Origin of the sequence: Collinsella sp. LCP19S3_D5 (assembly GCF_052121415.1) — a bacterium.
Lineage (GTDB): Bacteria > Actinomycetota > Coriobacteriia > Coriobacteriales > Coriobacteriaceae > Collinsella.
In genome coordinates, this window is the sequence record NZ_JBQKEH010000014.1 from 1 (window position 1) to 16,857 (window position 16,857).

General features: G+C 61.1%; 13 protein-coding genes and 1 riboswitch. Of the genes, 1 reads left to right on the forward strand and 12 read right to left on the reverse strand.

Going from position 1 to position 16,857, the window contains the following annotated elements; all coding sequences use genetic code 11:
* Window positions 1-503: 503 nt before the first annotated feature.
* The 12 genes from ACTQXO_RS06750 to ACTQXO_RS06805 form a co-directional block, all read right to left on the reverse strand.
* Window positions 504-1,787, reverse strand: coding sequence for an aminotransferase class III-fold pyridoxal phosphate-dependent enzyme (locus ACTQXO_RS06750; RefSeq protein ID WP_441033416.1), 1,284 nt, complete (start codon window positions 1,785-1,787; stop codon window positions 504-506).
* 68 nt (window positions 1,788-1,855) lie between these two features.
* Window positions 1,856-2,836 carry an acetylglutamate kinase gene (gene argB / locus ACTQXO_RS06755; RefSeq protein ID WP_427718310.1) on the reverse strand — a complete coding sequence of 327 codons (981 nt, stop codon included), beginning with the start codon at window positions 2,834-2,836 and terminating at the stop codon, window positions 1,856-1,858.
* An 81-nt stretch (window positions 2,837-2,917) separates the two neighbouring features.
* Window positions 2,918-4,186 (reverse strand): bifunctional glutamate N-acetyltransferase/amino-acid acetyltransferase ArgJ, encoded by a 1,269-nt coding sequence (gene argJ / locus ACTQXO_RS06760; RefSeq protein WP_441033420.1) that lies wholly within the window; start codon window positions 4,184-4,186, stop codon window positions 2,918-2,920.
* Between the two features lie 134 nt (window positions 4,187-4,320).
* Window positions 4,321-5,391: an N-acetyl-gamma-glutamyl-phosphate reductase gene (gene argC / locus ACTQXO_RS06765; RefSeq protein WP_441033423.1), complete on the reverse strand. Its 1,071-nt coding sequence runs from the start codon at window positions 5,389-5,391 to the stop codon at window positions 4,321-4,323.
* A gap of 263 nt (window positions 5,392-5,654) precedes the next feature.
* Window positions 5,655-6,065: a pyridoxamine 5'-phosphate oxidase family protein gene (locus tag ACTQXO_RS06770; RefSeq protein WP_427718303.1), complete on the reverse strand. Its 411-nt coding sequence runs from the start codon at window positions 6,063-6,065 to the stop codon at window positions 5,655-5,657.
* A gap of 54 nt (window positions 6,066-6,119) precedes the next feature.
* The gene (locus tag ACTQXO_RS06775) at window positions 6,120-6,566 is read right to left on the reverse strand and encodes a pyridoxamine 5'-phosphate oxidase family protein (RefSeq protein WP_427726998.1); all 447 of its coding nucleotides are present in this window, start codon (window positions 6,564-6,566) and stop codon (window positions 6,120-6,122) included.
* 30 nt (window positions 6,567-6,596) lie between these two features.
* Window positions 6,597-7,397 carry an energy-coupling factor transporter transmembrane component T family protein gene (locus ACTQXO_RS06780; RefSeq protein WP_441033427.1) on the reverse strand — a complete coding sequence of 267 codons (801 nt, stop codon included), beginning with the start codon at window positions 7,395-7,397 and terminating at the stop codon, window positions 6,597-6,599.
* Window positions 7,397-9,301 carry an energy-coupling factor transporter ATPase gene (locus tag ACTQXO_RS06785; protein WP_441033430.1) on the reverse strand — a complete coding sequence of 635 codons (1,905 nt, stop codon included), beginning with the start codon at window positions 9,299-9,301 and terminating at the stop codon, window positions 7,397-7,399. The genes ACTQXO_RS06780 and ACTQXO_RS06785 overlap by 1 nt, the downstream gene beginning before the upstream one ends.
* Window positions 9,298-9,888 (reverse strand): ECF transporter S component, encoded by a 591-nt coding sequence (locus tag ACTQXO_RS06790; RefSeq protein WP_441033432.1) that lies wholly within the window; start codon window positions 9,886-9,888, stop codon window positions 9,298-9,300. Before ACTQXO_RS06790 ends, ACTQXO_RS06785 begins: the two co-directional genes overlap by 4 nt.
* A gap of 5 nt (window positions 9,889-9,893) precedes the next feature.
* Window positions 9,894-10,086, reverse strand: a riboswitch (FMN riboswitch).
* A 371-nt stretch (window positions 10,087-10,457) separates the two neighbouring features.
* Window positions 10,458-12,095: a chaperonin GroEL gene (gene groL / locus ACTQXO_RS06795; protein ID WP_117763491.1), complete on the reverse strand. Its 1,638-nt coding sequence runs from the start codon at window positions 12,093-12,095 to the stop codon at window positions 10,458-10,460.
* 96 nt (window positions 12,096-12,191) lie between these two features.
* A complete protein-coding gene (groES, locus tag ACTQXO_RS06800; protein ID WP_089572547.1) occupies window positions 12,192-12,485 on the reverse strand; it encodes a co-chaperone GroES in 294 nt (97 codons plus the stop codon).
* Between the two features lie 920 nt (window positions 12,486-13,405).
* A complete protein-coding gene (locus ACTQXO_RS06805; RefSeq protein ID WP_441033437.1) occupies window positions 13,406-15,049 on the reverse strand; it encodes an amidohydrolase in 1,644 nt (547 codons plus the stop codon).
* 304 nt (window positions 15,050-15,353) lie between these two features.
* Between ACTQXO_RS06805 and ACTQXO_RS06810 the strand changes: the two genes are divergently transcribed.
* Complete coding sequence (locus ACTQXO_RS06810) at window positions 15,354-16,817, forward strand: M20 family metallopeptidase (RefSeq protein WP_441033439.1); 1,464 nt, start codon at window positions 15,354-15,356, stop codon at window positions 16,815-16,817.
* Window positions 16,818-16,857 lie beyond the last annotated feature (40 nt).

Here is a 16,857-nt window from a genome sequence, read left to right on the forward strand (position 1 = left end):
GTTTTTGTTTGCGCCCGGTGCATGGGATTCGAACCCGCAAGGGTGCGGAGCTGAGGAAACGCGAAGCGTTTTCCAGCGCAGCACGCGAGGAGCGGAGCGACGAAGCGGGGCGCGGGCGGCGCCAGCCGCACGCGGACATCCCTCATCGCCCACCACTGAATTGGAAACGGTCCTCGCAAGGGGACCGTTTTTGTTTGCGCCCGGTGCATGGGATTCGAACCCGCAAGGGTGCGGAGCTGAGGAAACGCGAAGCGTTTTCCAGCGCAGCACGCGAGGAGCGGAGCGACGAAGCGGGGCTCGGGCGGCGCCAGCCGCACGCGGACATCCCTCATCGCCCACCACTTGATTGAAAAGGCTCCCAGCGATGGGGGCCTTTCTTTTTTGCACACGGCCTATCCCAGCCATGGCAAATCGATAGCAAAACGGGCTCCAGTTCGCCCAATCGTGCGCCAAACGGCACGTGACGGTCTGGAACCCGCTTCAAATTGCTATGCCTGATGACGCTAAGCAAAAACACCCGCCAGGATCTCGATTAAGCTGTCCACGTCGGCTTCCTCGCACACGAGCGGCGGCAGGAAGCGCAGTGTATGTGCACCTGTAGCGTTAATCACGGCACCAGCCACCAATGCGCGAGCCACAACGTCGTGCGCATCACCCGCAGCATCGTCCAAATCGCAGCCGAGCATTAGGCCGCGACCACGCACCTCGGTAACATGCGGCAGCTTGGCGAGCCTTGCCTCCATATAGGCACCCACCTTGGCGGCATGGTCTGCGTAGTCACCGCGCACAAGCGCGGAGAGCGTCGCGGCACACGCCGCGATGGCCAAGCAGCTGCCGCCGAAGGTCGAACCATGGTCGCCGGGCTTAAAGATGTCAGCGATTTCTTTCTTTGCCACCACGGCACCCATGGGCACGCCGTCGGCGATGCCCTTGGCAAGACTCATGATATCGGGCTCCACACCATAAGTCTGGAACGCAAACGGCTTGCCGGAGCGGAAAATACCGCACTGGACCTCATCGGCGATAAGCACGGCACCCACCTCGTGTGCCAAGTCGCGCGCCGCCGCCATAAACTCCTCGGTCATGGGATGCACACCGCTTTCGCCCTGGATCGGCTCGAGCATCACAGCGCAAATCTCGCTTCCCAACTGCTTAAAAATTGCACGCAGTTCATCTACATCGTTGGGTGTGCATGCCACAAATCCACTCGGCAGTGGGCGGAAACTGTCCTGCAGCCAATCCTGCATGGTCGCGGCAATGGTCTCGAGCGTACGACCATGAAATCCGCCGCGCATACACACGATGGTGTTGCCACCGTTGCCGGCACGTTTGGCGTACAGACGCGCGAGCTTCATAGACCCCTCGTTGGCCTCGGCACCGGAATTGGCAAAGAACGTCTCCCACACCTGCTCGCCCGCAGCCGGAGCGCCAAGCGCCGCCGCCGTGGTCTCGTCGCCAGCGGCAATCGCGTCGGCAAGCACGCGCGCACCGTCCGCATCGTCGTTGGCGAGCTTGGACAGCAACGCCGCGACCTGGCCACGCTGCTCAATGTAGAAGTAGTTGGAGACATGTAGGAGCTTCTTGGCCTGGGCCTCGAGCGCCGAGAGCACCGCCGGGTTGCCGTGGCCTAGGCTGCATACGCCAATACCTGCAAGAAAATCGAGATATTCGCGACCATCGTCGCCGGTGAGCTTCATGCCGTGGCCCTCGACAAACTCGACCGGCGAGCGGCCAAAGGTTTGCATAACGTAGTGGGATTCGAGCGATTGTTGAGCTGCAAGTGACATGAGATGCCTTTCGTTAAGCGCCAGGTGGCGCGGACTGTGGGTGTAACGGTGTGACGATTTCTAACCAGCTAGACCGTCTGGAGCTTCTCGACCTCGTCGAGGTTCTCGGTCAGGCGCGCCGCAAAGGTCGAAAGCGGGTGCGGGTGCGTATCAAATTCGTAGGCCGTCTCGGTAGAGTGGATCACGGTGCCGACGCCGGCATCGGTCAGCAGCTCCAGGAGCAGCGAATGCGGCGTGGTACCGTTAATGATGTGAGCGCGAAATACGCCGCCGACAAGCGCATCGACGGCCGCGCGCAGTTTGGGAATCATGCCCTTATCGACCTCGCCACCGTAGAGCATCTCATTAACCTCGTCGAGCGTTAGGTTGGAGATGAGCGAGTCTTTATCGCTAAAGTCCTTGTACAGGCCGTCGACGTCGGTCAAAAAGATCGCCTTGTGCGCGTGGAGCGCCGCCGCAACGGCACCGGCGGCGGTGTCGGCGTTGATATTGAAGAAGCCACCGTCCTCCCCCGCCGCGACGGTAGCGATGACGGGAATATACTCGCTATCGAGCAAGTTCTCGATGTAGTCGGTGTTGACATGCGTCACTTTGCCCACGCGTCCGAGCTCGGGGTCGAGCGGCTCGGCGATGAGCGTGCCGGCGTCGCTGCCCGATACGCCCACGGCCAAGTTACCGTGGTGGTTGATTGCCGCCACCAGCTCTTGGTTAACCTTGCCGCCCAGCACCTCGCGCACGATATCCATGGTCGCCGGCGTGGTCACGCGCTGACCGTTCTTAAACTCGACGGGCATATCGTAATGGCTCAGCGCCTCGTTGATGGCTTTACCGCCGCCATGCACGATGACGGGGCGCATGCCGATAATCTTGAGCAAAACGATGTCGCTCATCACGTCGCGACGCAGTTGCTCGTCTACCATGGCGGCCCCGCCATACTTGATAACGACCGTCTTGCCGGTCAGGTTTTTAATCCACGGCAGCGCTTCGAACAGCAGCTGCGCAGTTGCTTCGTTGGATTCGCTCGAACGACAATCGCGTGCGAATTTCATAATCTGCCTCGTCTTTCGTATCGTTATCGCGCTGTGCTCCGCTGCCCGCAATCGCGGCGAGATGCGCAGCGTGCCTGGAGTCTAGGAGCGGTAGTCACCATTGATTGAGATGTACTCGTGCGTGAGGTCACAGGTCCACACGGTCGTTGCCGCGTCGCCTGCGCCCAGGTCGGCCGAAATCACGATCTCGGGCGCCTCAAAACGTCGCAGGGCCTCGTCCTCGTCAAAAGGAACAGTCAGGCCATCGCGGCAGACGGGCATGCCCATCATGTCGATGGAAACGTCTTCCTGATTAAACTTTACGCCGCACTTGCCGAGCGCCATGGCAACGCGACCCCAATTGCAGTCGTGGCCAGCGATGCAGGTCTTGACGAGCGGCGAGTTGGCGACGGCACGGGCGGCGATATCGGCTTCCTCGTCGTTGGCGGCGCCGGTGACGTTAACCGTCACGAGCTTTGACGCACCCTCGCCATCGGCCGCGATGTTACGTGCCAGGCTCTCGCACACCTCGTGCACGGCAAAGGCCAGCTCGTCAAAGGCGTCAGTGCCCTCGACGATGGCCTCGGCATCCGCGGCGGCAGCGCCAGAAGCCAGCATGATACAGGTGTCGTTGGTCGAGGTATCGGAATCGACCGTCACTTTATTAAAGGTCTGTTTAACGGTCGAGAGCAGTAGGGTGTGGAGCGCCGCCGACTCGACGGGGGCATCGGTAGTAATGACCGCGATCATGGTGGCCATATTGGGCATGATCATGCCCGATCCCTTGCACATGCCGCCCACCGTATAAACGTTGCCCACATGGCCCACAGCCTCACTGCGGTAGCGAACGGCATACTCCTTGGAATGCGCATCGGTCGTCATGATGGCACGGGCTGCATCGGCGCCGCCATGGGCAGAGAGTGCCTCGTAGGCGGACGGAATTGCCGTCTCAAACGTGTCAATCGGCAGAATCTGTCCGATCACGCCCGTGGAGGCAACTAAAATCTGCTGGGGTTCACAGCCAATGACCTGCGAGGCGATATTGCACGTCTCGCGCGCACAGGCAAGGCCGGTCTCGCCCGTGGCGGCGTTCGCGTTGCCGGAGTTGATTGAAACACCGGCGATGATGCCATAGCCCTTGTCCGTACCGCCCAGGTTGGCACGGCTCACCTGCACGGGCGCCGCACAAAAGCGGTTAGTCGTAAACACGCCGGCCCCGGGACAGGGTTTATCGGGCACAACGAGCGCGTAATCCAGGCGCTCGGGATTCTTGCGGAATCCGGCATGGATGCCCGCCGCCTTAAAGCCGGCTGCCGCCGTTACGCCGCCCTCTACGGCGCGAATCTTGATATCGAACTGCTCAGCATTCATCGTCTTTACGACTCCTTATGTCAAACAAAAAATGGGCATCGGTTGGTGCGCCATACCAGCCACAATCATGAGACCAGCTTAAAAGTGGCGCCAAACTCGATACCCGACTACCAAATCGTTAATAATCGAATGTGCTACACCGGGCACGCCACTGTGGGCAAGCCTCGTCGCTCGTCAAAACCAAAGACGATGTTGGCGCACTGGACCGCCTGGCCCGCAGCGCCCTTGCACAAATTGTCGATGGCTCCCGTCGCCACCAGCACGCCCGCACGCTTGTTGAGCGCAAGGCCGATCTGGGCGGCATTGGTACCGACAACCGAAGCCGTCTTGGGCTGCTGGCCGGCATCGAGCACGCGCACAAAGGTACGACCGGCGTAGAACTTCTTGTAATGGTCGACGGCATCCTCAAGAGTCAGCGCTTCGAGAGCCTGCGTTGCGAGCGGCAGCGTCACCGTAGAGAGCAGGCCGCGCTTGAGCGGTGCCAGGTGCGGAGTAAAGACGACGCGATCGGTAAGGCCCAGAATTTGCTCGATTTCTGGCGTATGGCGATGTTTTCCTACGCCATAGGCCTCCAGACTCTCGTCCGCGCTGCAAAAATGGGTGCGGGTGTTGCACGACTTACCGGCACCCGTCACGCCACTGATGGCGTCGACGACTACGGGGCCGCTCTGGGCCACCCAGCCCGCACGCACGGCAGGCGCGGCAGCAAGACTCGTTGCGGTGGGATAGCAACCGGCGCAGGCGACCAGCACGGGTCTGCCAGCGGCATGGCTGGAAGCAGCGGTCTCTAAGTCCCGGCAGAACAACTCGGGCAGACCGAAGGCACGTGTCTTGAGCAACTCGGGGCTCGTGTGCTCGGCGGCATACCATGTCTCAAAGACAGACGCGTCGCTCAGACGGTAATCGGCCGAAAGATCAAAGCAAGAGACACCCGACGCAAGCAGAGCGGGCACCTGTGCCATGGCAGCCGTGTGCGGCACGGCGAGAAAAACCGCATCGCAGCTCTTGAGTTCAGGGGCGTCATGCGTGGTGAAAACCAGATCGCTCACGCCAGCAAAGCTCGGATACACCGCGGACAGCAGCTGGCCGGCATCGGCGTTGGACGTAATGGCAACAAGTTCAAACTCGGGATGGCCGAGCACGAGGCGAATAAGCTCGGCGCCGGCATATCCAGCCGCGCCGACGATTCCAACCTTTAAAGACATATCGGACTCCTTGTCTGCGGTCTTATGCGTCATTGCGCATTCCGCAGCCGTCGTTATGAGGTAGGTTGAAACTTTAGCACCCGAGAATGCATATTTACGCAAATAATTTGTGTCTTCATGCATTGAAACATACCCGACACATTCGCTTGAAAGAATTGACAAAAAATAAGCGAGCTCTGCATTAGCCGCAGCGCATCATACTGCTGGCCAATGCAGAGCCCACCTTATGCGGAATACCAAACTTAAGGGTCGCCCAGAGCAGCCTAGAGCTCGACCGGAACCCATTCGTCGTGATTGCAGATAAAAGCCTCGGGGTCCTCGACGCTAAAGAAGACGAGCGTGGGATCGTTAGGCCCCTCATAGTGCTCGCTCAAGCGCTCAAGATGCTTCCACCCGGCTTCGCGCATTTCATCCGAAGCCCGGTCGTCCAGACCCGCACGCCCGCGCAGGATCAACCAACCATGGCCCGGCCACCAACTCGTGGCCTCAAAGCGCTGGTTTTGCAGCAGCTCTTGCCACACATCTTTGGTGCGCGCCGTTACAAACCACAGCTTGCCGTCCTGAATCTGCGCAAACGAGAACGGACGCACATGCGGCTGCCCATCCACGCTCGTCGCTAGGTACCACGCCGGCACCGACGTCAGATACTCCAGCACCGTATTCAATCCGTCCACGTTTCCTCCTGTCATCTGACCAGTCTTTTTGGAATGGGCAGCTAATTTGGGAAATTAAAGCTCGAGGAGCTCTTCGCTGCCGTCGATATCGCAGAACCGCGCGGCGATGTTGCGGACCGAGAAGAACGCAAGACGGCCATCGTTGGCACTATCGTGTTGCTCGCCAATGCCCACCATGTGCTTAAAGCCCGTCTGGCGCACCTTGTCACTCACGAATGCATCGTCCTCGAGTGCGGCCTCGCCAGTTAACACGATCCAGCACTCCCCCGGCTTCCAGCCCGATACCTCAAACTTGGGATTCTTGCTCAACTCCGCCCACACATCCTTGTCGCGCGACGTGCAAAACCACAGCTTGTCGTTATCGACCATGGCAAACGAAAACGGCCTCACGCGGGGCTGATGTCCGTCGTTTGCATCGGTCGTGGCAAGATACCACGCCGGAATGCGCCTGAGATACGAGCAGACGCGCTCGAGCTGAGCCATGCGATCGATGTCTGTCATAGAGACCCCTTTCTTGCGCTCGAATCGAGCTTAGACGAGTTGAAGATTGATAACGACAACGCATGCCACCAGCAGCGCCATCGCCACCGCGGCCAGTGCATCCCCGCGGCCAAACGTAAGCGCATGCAGACGCGTGCGTCCCCGCTCGCCGTGATAGCAGCGCGCATCCATGGCGGCCGAAAGCGTCTCGGCATGACGGAACACGCCAGCAAACAGCGGAATCGCCACACTGCCGAGCATGCGCACGCCACCGAGCGGACCGCCCGTCACGCGCGCGCCACGGCTTGCCTGTGCATCGGCCGTCTGTTTCATCTCGGTGGCAAATTGTGGCATAAACCGCAGTGCGATACCCATAATCATGCCGAGCTCGTGCGCCGGAAGCCCCACGCGCGCGAATGGTGCGAGCAGGCGCTCAAAACCCGCGGTGAGGTCGAGCGTCGGCGTGGTGAGCGTAATGGCGCTCATGCCGGCCATCATCATCGTCAGGCGACACGCCATAAACGTCGCAGAACGCAGCGAGCCCTCGCTCACCTGCAAAAAGCCAAACTGCCACAAAATGCGGCCACTCTGATCGGAAAACAGGTTGAGCACCGCGACCACCACGACAATCGCCAGCAGTGGTGCCATCGACGATAGGACCCGACGCAACGGAACCCGGGCCGCGACATAGACCAGCACGACAAAAATTGCGACCGGAAGCAGCCCGCGGAAGCTGCCGACGGTGAGCGCAGTGATCAGAAATGCGAAACCTAGGAGCAACTTAGTGCGCGGATCCAGGCGATGCACTGCGCTTTCCCCCGGATAGTAGCTGCCAAATGAGAATGCCTCCATTAGCAGCCCTCCTCTTGCGTGGCCATCTTGGAACCAGCCTGACGCGACGCCCTCAAAGGTCCGTCCGCGCAGCCTAGCAGCATGCCGGCCAACTCGTCGGCCAGCGCCTCAACCGTATAAAGCTTGTCGCAGCGGAGCGGCACACCGGCTTGCACGAGCGACAATGCCATGCGCTGCGCAGCGGGAACGCCCAAACCGATCGATTTGAGCTCGTTCGCGTGCGCAAAAACCTGTGCGGGCGTTCCATCGGCAAACACCGCGCCCTCGTTCATCACAACGATACGGTCACAACAATTTGCCAGGTCATCCATGCTGTGCGAAACCATGACAACGGTCAGGCCCTCACGATGGAGCCGATCGATGAGCTCCAGGAAATCCCTGCGCGCAGCCGGATCGAGCCCCGCCATGGGCTCGTCGAGCACCAGGACCTCGGGCTCCATGGCGAGCACGCCGGCAAACGCCACGCGGCGCTGCTGACCGCCCGAAAGCTCAAAGGGGCTCTTGTCGCCTATCGCAGCAAGGTCGAGGCCCACGCGCGCAAGCGATGTTGCGACACGGCGAACAACCTCGTCTTGCGGCAGGCCAAGGTTGCGCGGGCCAAACGCCACGTCCTGCGCCACGGTCTCGGCAAATAGCTGGCGCTCAGGATACTGAAACACCACGCCGACCTTGGCCTTAACCGCGGAGGCGCCTTTCTTGCTTGATAGGTCGAGTCCCAGTGCGCAAACGCCCCCCTCCTGTGGACGAATCAGCCCGTTGAGATGCTGAACCAGCGTTGATTTACCCGAGCCGGTATGACCCGCCAGGCCCAGAAACTCGCCGCGACGCACCGTCAGCGAAACATCACGTAGCGCCCAGGGGCTGTTTGGATCGCTGCCCCAAAGAGCCTGTTTGCCCGATGCGCCCACAGTGGTCGAGTGCTTGCGCCATCGGCGGCGCTCGCGGGCGCTCAGCGTGTAACTATGCGAGAGGTGCGAAATCTCGATGACGGGTTCCGACGCGACCATCCCGTCGGCTGCAGAGGATGCATGGTCAAGCACACGAGAATCGGATGCGGAGGGCCGCCCAGCGACGTCCGCCCCGCTCCGCTCAGCATAAACCTGTGCAATCTCGGCGACCATATCCGCCTCACGCACCTGCGCGCAAACGGGTACGCCCTTCTCGCGGAGTGCCCTGCCTAGACAGCACGACGCCGGCATATCCAGGTTGAGCTGGGCAAGTTCGTCCGCCCGCGTCAAGATTTCCTCGGGCGCACCGAGCATGGCAACGCGCCCCGCCCGAAACACCGCGACACGATCGGCCTCGGCGGCCTCTTCCATAAAGTGCGTAATCATCACGATGGTCATGCCGCGATCGTGCAACGCGCGGCAAACCTTCATGAGGCCCTTACGTCCACGCGGATCGAGCATCGAGGAAGCCTCGTCCAATATGAGCACGCGCGGTTCCATGGCGAGCACGCCGGCAAGCGCCACGCGCTGCTTTTGGCCGCCCGAAAGTGCATGGGTCTCGTGGCGCTCAAAGCCCACCAGGCCTACACCCTTCAGCGCCTCGCGTACGCGCTGCGCAATTTGCGCCGATGGCACGCCAAGGTTTTCGGGACCAAACGCAACGTCATCTTCGACAAGCGTTGCCACCAGCTGATCATCGGGATTCTGGAACACCATGCCCGCGGTCGAGCGGATGTCGTAGACCAGCTCGGGATCGGACGCGTCCATGCCGTTGATACGCACCGTTCCTGCATCGGGCTGCAGCAGCGCATTCAGATGCTTGGCAAACGTCGACTTGCCCGACCCATTGCCGCCGAGGATGCAGAAAAACTCGCCATCCTCGATGTTCAGATCGATACCGTCGAGCGCCGGCGTGACACCGTCATAGCTAAAGGAAACGCCTCGACAATCAATCATGCGCGGCCTTTGACCTGGTTCTTTTTAGGCGTGATGAGGTTGGAGACCGCCTTGTACACTGCAAGCGTGAGCACCGAGTTGAGCACGGTCTTGATAAGGTTGAACGGCAGCACGGCAGGAACCATGAGCGGAGCGATCGCATCGACCGAGCCATACCAGAACCATACGCCAATGGTAAGGTTTGCGACCATAGACAGTGCCGTAGCGGCAATGACGCCGAACACCAGGCCAATCACGGCACCCTTATAGGTATGCATCTTCTGGTAGACGATAGCCGCGGGCAGAATGTAGCCCAGCGTGGCAACCAGGTTCATAAGCGCACCGACCCAGTCACCCGTGGTGAGCGCGTGAATAACGATAGCCATAGCGGCAACAGCAGTACCGGCGCCGGGACCATACGCAAACCCGCACACCATCGCCGGCACCAGCGACGGGTCGTAGGTCAAAAACGGCGCCGAAGGAAGGATGGGCAGCTGCACGTACATAAACAGGGTGCCCAAGGCGCACATCAGCGCCATGGTAACGAGCTGTTTGGTGCTCCACCTATTCGTGTTCTCAAAATGGATATGCTGCGACTGTTCAGACATAAGATCACCTGCCTCTTTCATCCGGACTCTAACCGTTGGTACTGGGGTCTCACCAGTTCAGCCGGCATGTGAACCAACGCACGCACGGGTCGCGGACTCATCGGCTCGGACGCAGGCACCTCGCCTGCGCCACGGCGCCCCTCTGGCACCGTCCGATTTACCGCCAGTGGGGAATTTCACCCCGCCCTGAAACAGCAATTCCAAGTCTAGCACGGGTAGGCTTTCGCGCAAGTATGCCATGGGTAATTTATGGTGGGGATCAGTTGCCGCAACAACCACGTTCCCCACCCATCCCACAGTAACGCGCTTTTCGCGGCAAAGCCGCGAAACAGCGAAAGGGACACGTACCCCCATCAACCATGTCCTTCTCCGCGAGCCGACCTCAAGGCCGTAAACGCAGGGAATCCGGCGGCGTGACGGGGCTTCTCTCCGGAACATTCCGCAGGACGCAAAGAGGCTCCGCAGCGCGAAGCGCGATGCGGAGCCTCTTTGCATGTCCGAGGACGTTCCGGAGAGAAGCCCCGTCACGCCCCCGGGATTCCCGGTGGGAGTTCTAGACCTTGTCGGCCTTAGTACATACCGCCGCCCTGCTGACCAGCGGTAGCAGCAGCGATAGCATCCTCAAGCTGAGTGTTCTTGGGCACATCGGAAACCGTGGCCTCGGTGATGAGGATCAGGCTGGCGACAGAAGCAGCGTTCTGCAGGGTGACGCGACTGACCTTGACGGGGTCGAGGACGCCCATCTCGATCATGTCGCCCCACTCGCCGTTGGCAGAGTTGAGACCCTGGCCAGCGGGCAGCTCGGCGACCTTGTCGACCACGACAGCGCCCTCAAAGCCAGCGTTCTTGGCAATGGTTGCGACCGGAGCGGTCAGAGCCTTCTTGACGATGTCGACGCCGATCTTCTCCTCGGGGTCGTCGATCTCGACTGCATCGAGCGCAGGAACAGCGTCCATGAAGGCGACGCCGCCGCCAGCGACAATGCCCTCCTCGACAGCAGCGCGGGTTGCCTGCAGGGCGTCCTCGACGCGGTGCTTGATCTCCTTGAGCTCGGACTCGGTGGCAGCGCCGACCTTGATGACGGCAACGCCACCGGAGAGCTTGGCCAGGCGCTCCTGGAGCTTCTCGCGGTCGAAGTCAGAGGTGGTGTTCTCCATCTCGCCCTTGATCTGAGCAATACGGGCGTCGATGGCCTCCTTGGAGCCAGCGCCGCCGACGATGACGGTGTTGTCCTTGGAGATGGTGACGGACTTAGCGGTACCGAGCATATCGGCGGTGATGTCAGCGACCTTCACGCCCAGCTCGTCCAGAGCAGCCTGACCACCGGTGAGGACGGCGATGTCCTCGAGAATGCGCTTGCGGCGATCGCCGTAGCCCGGAGCCTTGACGGCGCAGACGTTGAGGGCGCCGCGGATCTTGTTGAGGACGAGGGTGGGCAGAGCCTCGCCGTCGATGTCCTCAGCGATGATGAGCAGGCCACGGCCAGCGCGCTGGACAGCCTCGAGAACAGGCATGATGTCCTGGACGCTGGAGATCTTCTGGTCGGTAATGAGGATGTACGGATCCTTCATCACGGCCTCCATACGGTCGTTGTCCGTCACGAAGTAAGCGGAGACGTAGCCCTTATCGAACTGCATGCCCTCGACGGTGTCGATGGTGATGTCGAACGTCTGGGAATCCTCGACGGTGATGACGCCGTCCTTGCCCACGACTTCCATGGCCTCGGCGATCTTCTCGCCGACCTCGGGGTCACCGGCGGAGATGGTACCGACGGAAGCAATCTGCTCCTTGGTCTCGACCGGCTTGGCCTGCTTCTTCATCTCGGCGACGGCGGCGTTGACGGCCTTGTCGATGCCGCGACGGATGGCCAGCGGGTTGGCGCCAGCGGCGACGTTGCGAAGACCGTCGTTAACGATGGCCTGAGCGAGCAGGGTTGCGGTGGTGGTACCGTCACCCACGGTGTCGTTGGTCTTGGTGGCGACCTCCTTCACCAGCTGGGCACCCATGTTCTCGATGTTGTCCTCGAGCTCGATCTCCTTGGCGACGGAAACGCCGTCGTTGGTGATGGTCGGGGCACCGAACGTGCGCTGCAGGGCGACATAGCGACCCTTGGGGCCCATGGTGACGGTAACGGCATCGGCCAGAGTGTTGACGCCCTTGGCGAGCTTAGCGCGGGCATCGGTATTGAACGTAATGTTCTTTGCCATGGTAGGTAATCCTCCAAAAGAAATGTGACTCACGTCGCCGCTTCCGAGTCCTATGCGGCGACCGCGTTCAAAGACGAATCAGAGAGCCTGATGAGACTAGGCCTCGACGACGGCGTAGATGTCGTCGGCGCGCATCAGCAGATACTTCTCGCCGTCGACCTTGACCTCGTTGCCACCGAACTTGCCGTAGATGACAACGTCGCCTTCCTTGACGTCCATGGGGATGCGCTCACCCTTGTCGTTGACCTTGCCAGCGCCAACGGCAACGATGGTGCCGCGCTGCGGCTTCTCCTGAGCGTTGCTGGCGATATACAGACCAGAAGCGGTCTTCTGCTCGGCCTCGTCGGGCTTGACCAGAACACGATCTGCAAGCGGCTTCAAAGACGACATGCTTGTCTCCTCCTTTTTGGGCCGCGTGGTTATGCCACGCGAATTAACCCTATTTGTTTGCGTACGCGTTGAATGGTACCCACGAATGGCGGGTTATACAACACAGAGTCAAAAAATCTTATTTTTTGGCACTTAGATTTTCTGAATGCCGGGGGATAACTTGTGCGCAGTTCCCGTGTGGCGCCGGAGGGGCGGGGCAAAAGGTTTCCTGCTCGGGCAGTCCTGCTCGCACGAAGGCCACATTAAGTGGCCTTCGGCTCGTGCGGAACTCGCGATAAACCTTATACCCCGCCCCTCCGGCGCCACACGGGAGCCAAGTTAACTAGTTCGGGCGCGGCATTCAGAAACGTCAGTGCAGCAAAATGGCGATGCAGATGGGAACATGGGCATGGCTTTCGCTGCACGCACGGGTCCCCTGGGGAGCACCGTGCATTTTTGGGAGTATTCAGCAGACCAGGATGGCTGTATACGCGCCAGACACATCTTATTGGTCCCAAGGACGCCTTCGACCGGCGATTTGGGTCGGCAGGCAGACCCCATCAGGGCATAAAGGCATGCCTCGTGCCTGCCCGGACGCCAAAATGACGTCAATCCCCATGACATTACCCGACCGCAACGGCGCCGGCAGAGCTCGCAGTGCTGAATACTCCGTTCTTTGCACGGCCCAGGCGGGGGTACACCAGGGCCAGAAAGAACATCCCAACCTTTTTATGCAATCTGTAATGGGAAGTATGCAAAACACCATGAGGCAGCATTGCAAATGTCCAATTTGAACGCGCGGGGCAGCAGCGCCTCCACCCCACGCACAAATCCGGCAGAGCAGGGACGCTCATAACGAGTCCCCACCGATATACAGACGTGGCTCGAGCGCCATCCCAAAATAAGTCGCCCGGGCCGCGTTTAACGACACGGCATGAGCATCAGCGCTCGTAGATGAGGTTACCGGCTAGGTAGGTGGCCTGAACCTTGGTGGCTTGCAGCTCTTGGGGGTCAACGGTGAGCGGGTTTTGGTCCAAGACCACCAGGTCAGCATACTTGCCGGGCTCCAAGCTGCCGAGGTTTTGCTCGTCGCCTGCTGCATAGGCGCTGCCCAAGGTGTAGTTGCGCAAAGCCGTTGCCGCGTCGATGCGCTCGCTCGGCAACCAGCCGCCCTCGGGCCAGTGGCTTTTGGGGTCCTGGCGTGTGATAGCCGTGTAGAGCACGTCCATGCTGGTAACGGGCGTGATGGGGCTGTCGGTACCGAAGGCTTGGCGAATGCCGCGCTGCTTATAGGTTGCGAACGGCCACATGATGCGGCTGCGCTCCAAGCCCAAATCGCGCTCCGGTCCACCCGGGTCGAGCGTAATATGGCAGGGCTGGCTCGAGGCGACGACGTTGAGCTTGCGCAGGCGGTCGATGTCCTCGGGCAGGAGGTTCTCCAGGTGCTCGAGCGTGTTGTGGCCGTGCTGGGGCGGGCCGTACAGACCGGCGGCTTCCTCGAAGATATCCAGCGCGGCATGAATCGCACCGTCGCCGATAACGTGGATGCGCACGGCGCGGCCGCGCTCCGCAGCCGCCAGAACCAGCTTGCGCATGCGCTCGGCGGAAACCGTCAGACGGCCTTGGTCGCCCGGGAAGCGCGGATTGGTATAGGGCTCGGTGAGATATGCCGTATGTTCGCTCGACACGCCGTCAAAGAACTGCTTAAAGCCCGGCGCCGAAAGCAGTGCGTTGTTCGCGTAACGTGCCTGCAGCTCTTCTAGACGCGACTGGTCATCCAGCAGCGTGGGGAACAGATGGGCACGAATGCCCAGCTTGCCGGCTGTCTGCAGTTTGTCGTAGACGTCGTCGCGGATAAAATCGCAGCCCGGCATGGGCATGAGCGACATGTCGCAGATCGAGGTGATGCCCTGCTCGGCCATGCGCCTCATTTGATCGGCGTAAGCGCTTGCGATGCGATCTTCGCCCAGCCACTCAAGGCAGCGCGGCAACAGCTGCATGGCAGCCGCCTCGTGAGCAATGCCCGTGAGCTCACCGTTTGCGTCCTTGTCGTAGCTGCCGCCCGCTGGCGGCTCGCTATCGCGCGTGACGCCGAGCGCCTCGAGAGCGCGACTGTTGAGCCACAGCGTGTGGCCGTCGCCCGAGTACATAACGCAGGGACGATCGGGAAATACCGCATCGAGCGACGCCTTGGTAGGATGCTCGGGCGGGTCCCAACGGTAGTCGCGCCAGCCCTGCGTCACAACCCAAGCGTCGTCGGGCAGATTCTGGGAAAACTCGAGCACGTGCTGTACCAGCGCCACCTCGGACGTGCCCCCATCCATGAGCATATACGGCGAGGAACCGACCGAGGTATGAAAGAAGTGCAGATGAGCGTCATGGAAACCGGGGCAGACAAACTGCTCGCCGTAGTCGATAACCGGCGTGGCGGCAGGCGCGGCGGCGATCACGTCATCGGGCTTGCCGACTGCGACGATACGGTCGCCTGCGATGGCAATCGCCAGCTCACGGGCGGTATCGATGCCATCTTGCGAGGTAAAGACGTTCTTAGAGCGGATAATCCGATCGATATGTTGCATGGGCATCCCCATCTCTGGCAGGTAATTCAACACCCCCGAGTGTACTCCACCGCCACAGCTGCAAAACGTCAAGCGGTAAACGGCACCTTTCCCAACCCCAACGGCCCCGCCTGCCACTTGGGGACGGGGTAGAAATGGTAGATTTCAAGCTTGACAGCCGCATCCAAGGCTGCGTGAATAAGCAATTTGGACCTGTCAAGGTTACGGAGGTATCCATTTCTACCATTTCTGCCCCGTCCCCAAGTGGCAGGTGGCATACTGGAAAGAGCCTGTACGATTTTGCGATAAACCAGCAAGGAGCAAATCGACCATGACGAAGACCAAGGCACAGCAGATTATGGCAGCGACCGAGGCCCGCGCGGCTGATGACGTCACCGCAGCCATCCAAGATATCGCCGCCGAGTTTGAGCCCTACATCATCAAGCAGCGCCGGCACTTCCATAAGCACCCGGAGCTGAGCCTCGCCGAAGAGCGCACGACTTCTGACATCGCCAACCAGCTCGACGCCATGAATATCCCCTACGAGCGCCCGCTTAAGACGGGCCTGGTGGCGACCCTTCGCGGCACCGCACCCGACGCCTACCGCGAGGACGGCACGCCGCGCCGCTGCATCCTGCTGCGCGCGGATATCGACGCCCTACCCGTCACCGAGCAGACCGGCGAGGAGTTCGCCAGCGTCAACGAGGGCTGCATGCACGCCTGCGGCCACGACTGCCACATTGCCATGATGCTCGGTACGCTGCAGATCCTGCGCCATATGACCGACGACATCCACGGCGAGGTCCGCATCGTCTTCCAACCCAGTGAGGAAAACGGCCAAGGCGCCAAACTCATGATCGGCACGGGTGTGCTCGACGGCGTCGATGGCGCCTACGCCGCACACATCTGGAGTGAGGTCGACGCCGGCACCGTAAGCTGCGAGCCCGGTCCGCGCATGGCCAATACCGACTGGTTCCGCATTGATGTCCGCGGCACCTCGTGCCACGGCGCCATGCCCCAGCGCGGCCACGACGCCGTCATGGTGGCGGCCGAGATCGTCAACGCCCTGCAGACCATCGTTTCGCGCGAGATCAGCCCCTACGAGCCGGCCGTCATTACCGTCGGCGAGCTGCACGGCGGCACCGCGCGCAACGTTATCGCCGGTACCGCCTACCTCGCCGGCACGGTGCGCACCTATGGCGATTCGACGCACGAGGAAATGCCCGAGCTCATGCGCCGCATCGTAGAGCACACTGCGGCGGCCCTGGGCGCCGAGGCTGAACTTACCGACTACACCATCGCCAACTACAAGGTCGAAAACGACGTCGCCTCGAGTGAGCGTTGTCGTCAGGCCGTGGTCAAGTGTCTGGGTGCAGCCGGCGAAGGCCATTATCGCGGCACGCTTTCGGGCGAGGATTTTTCGGAGTACCTGCGCCGTGTACCGGGTGTGCTTGCCTTTGTGGGCACGCGCAATCCCCAGATCGGCGCCACCTATGCCCAGCACTCCTGCTTCTATAAGATCGACGAGAGCGTGCTCGCCAAGGGCTCCATGGTGGCCGCTCAGTATGCTATCGACTTTTTGGCCGAGCCCACGCAAGAGGAGCTCGACGGCCCCACCATCGCCGCAGTCGCCGAAACCAATCCTGCCTTGGCCGCCAAGCTACGCTCTGCCAAGGCGATGTCCGCCGAGGCTCGTGACGCCATCCATGATGCCCGCACGGCTCGCCATGCCGCGATCAAGGGCATCCACGAAGCTCGCGCCGCCGCTCGTCACGAGGAGAAGCACAACGAGTAGTCGAATCGCGACCATCTCGCAGCCGTAGCCACATCGCGAC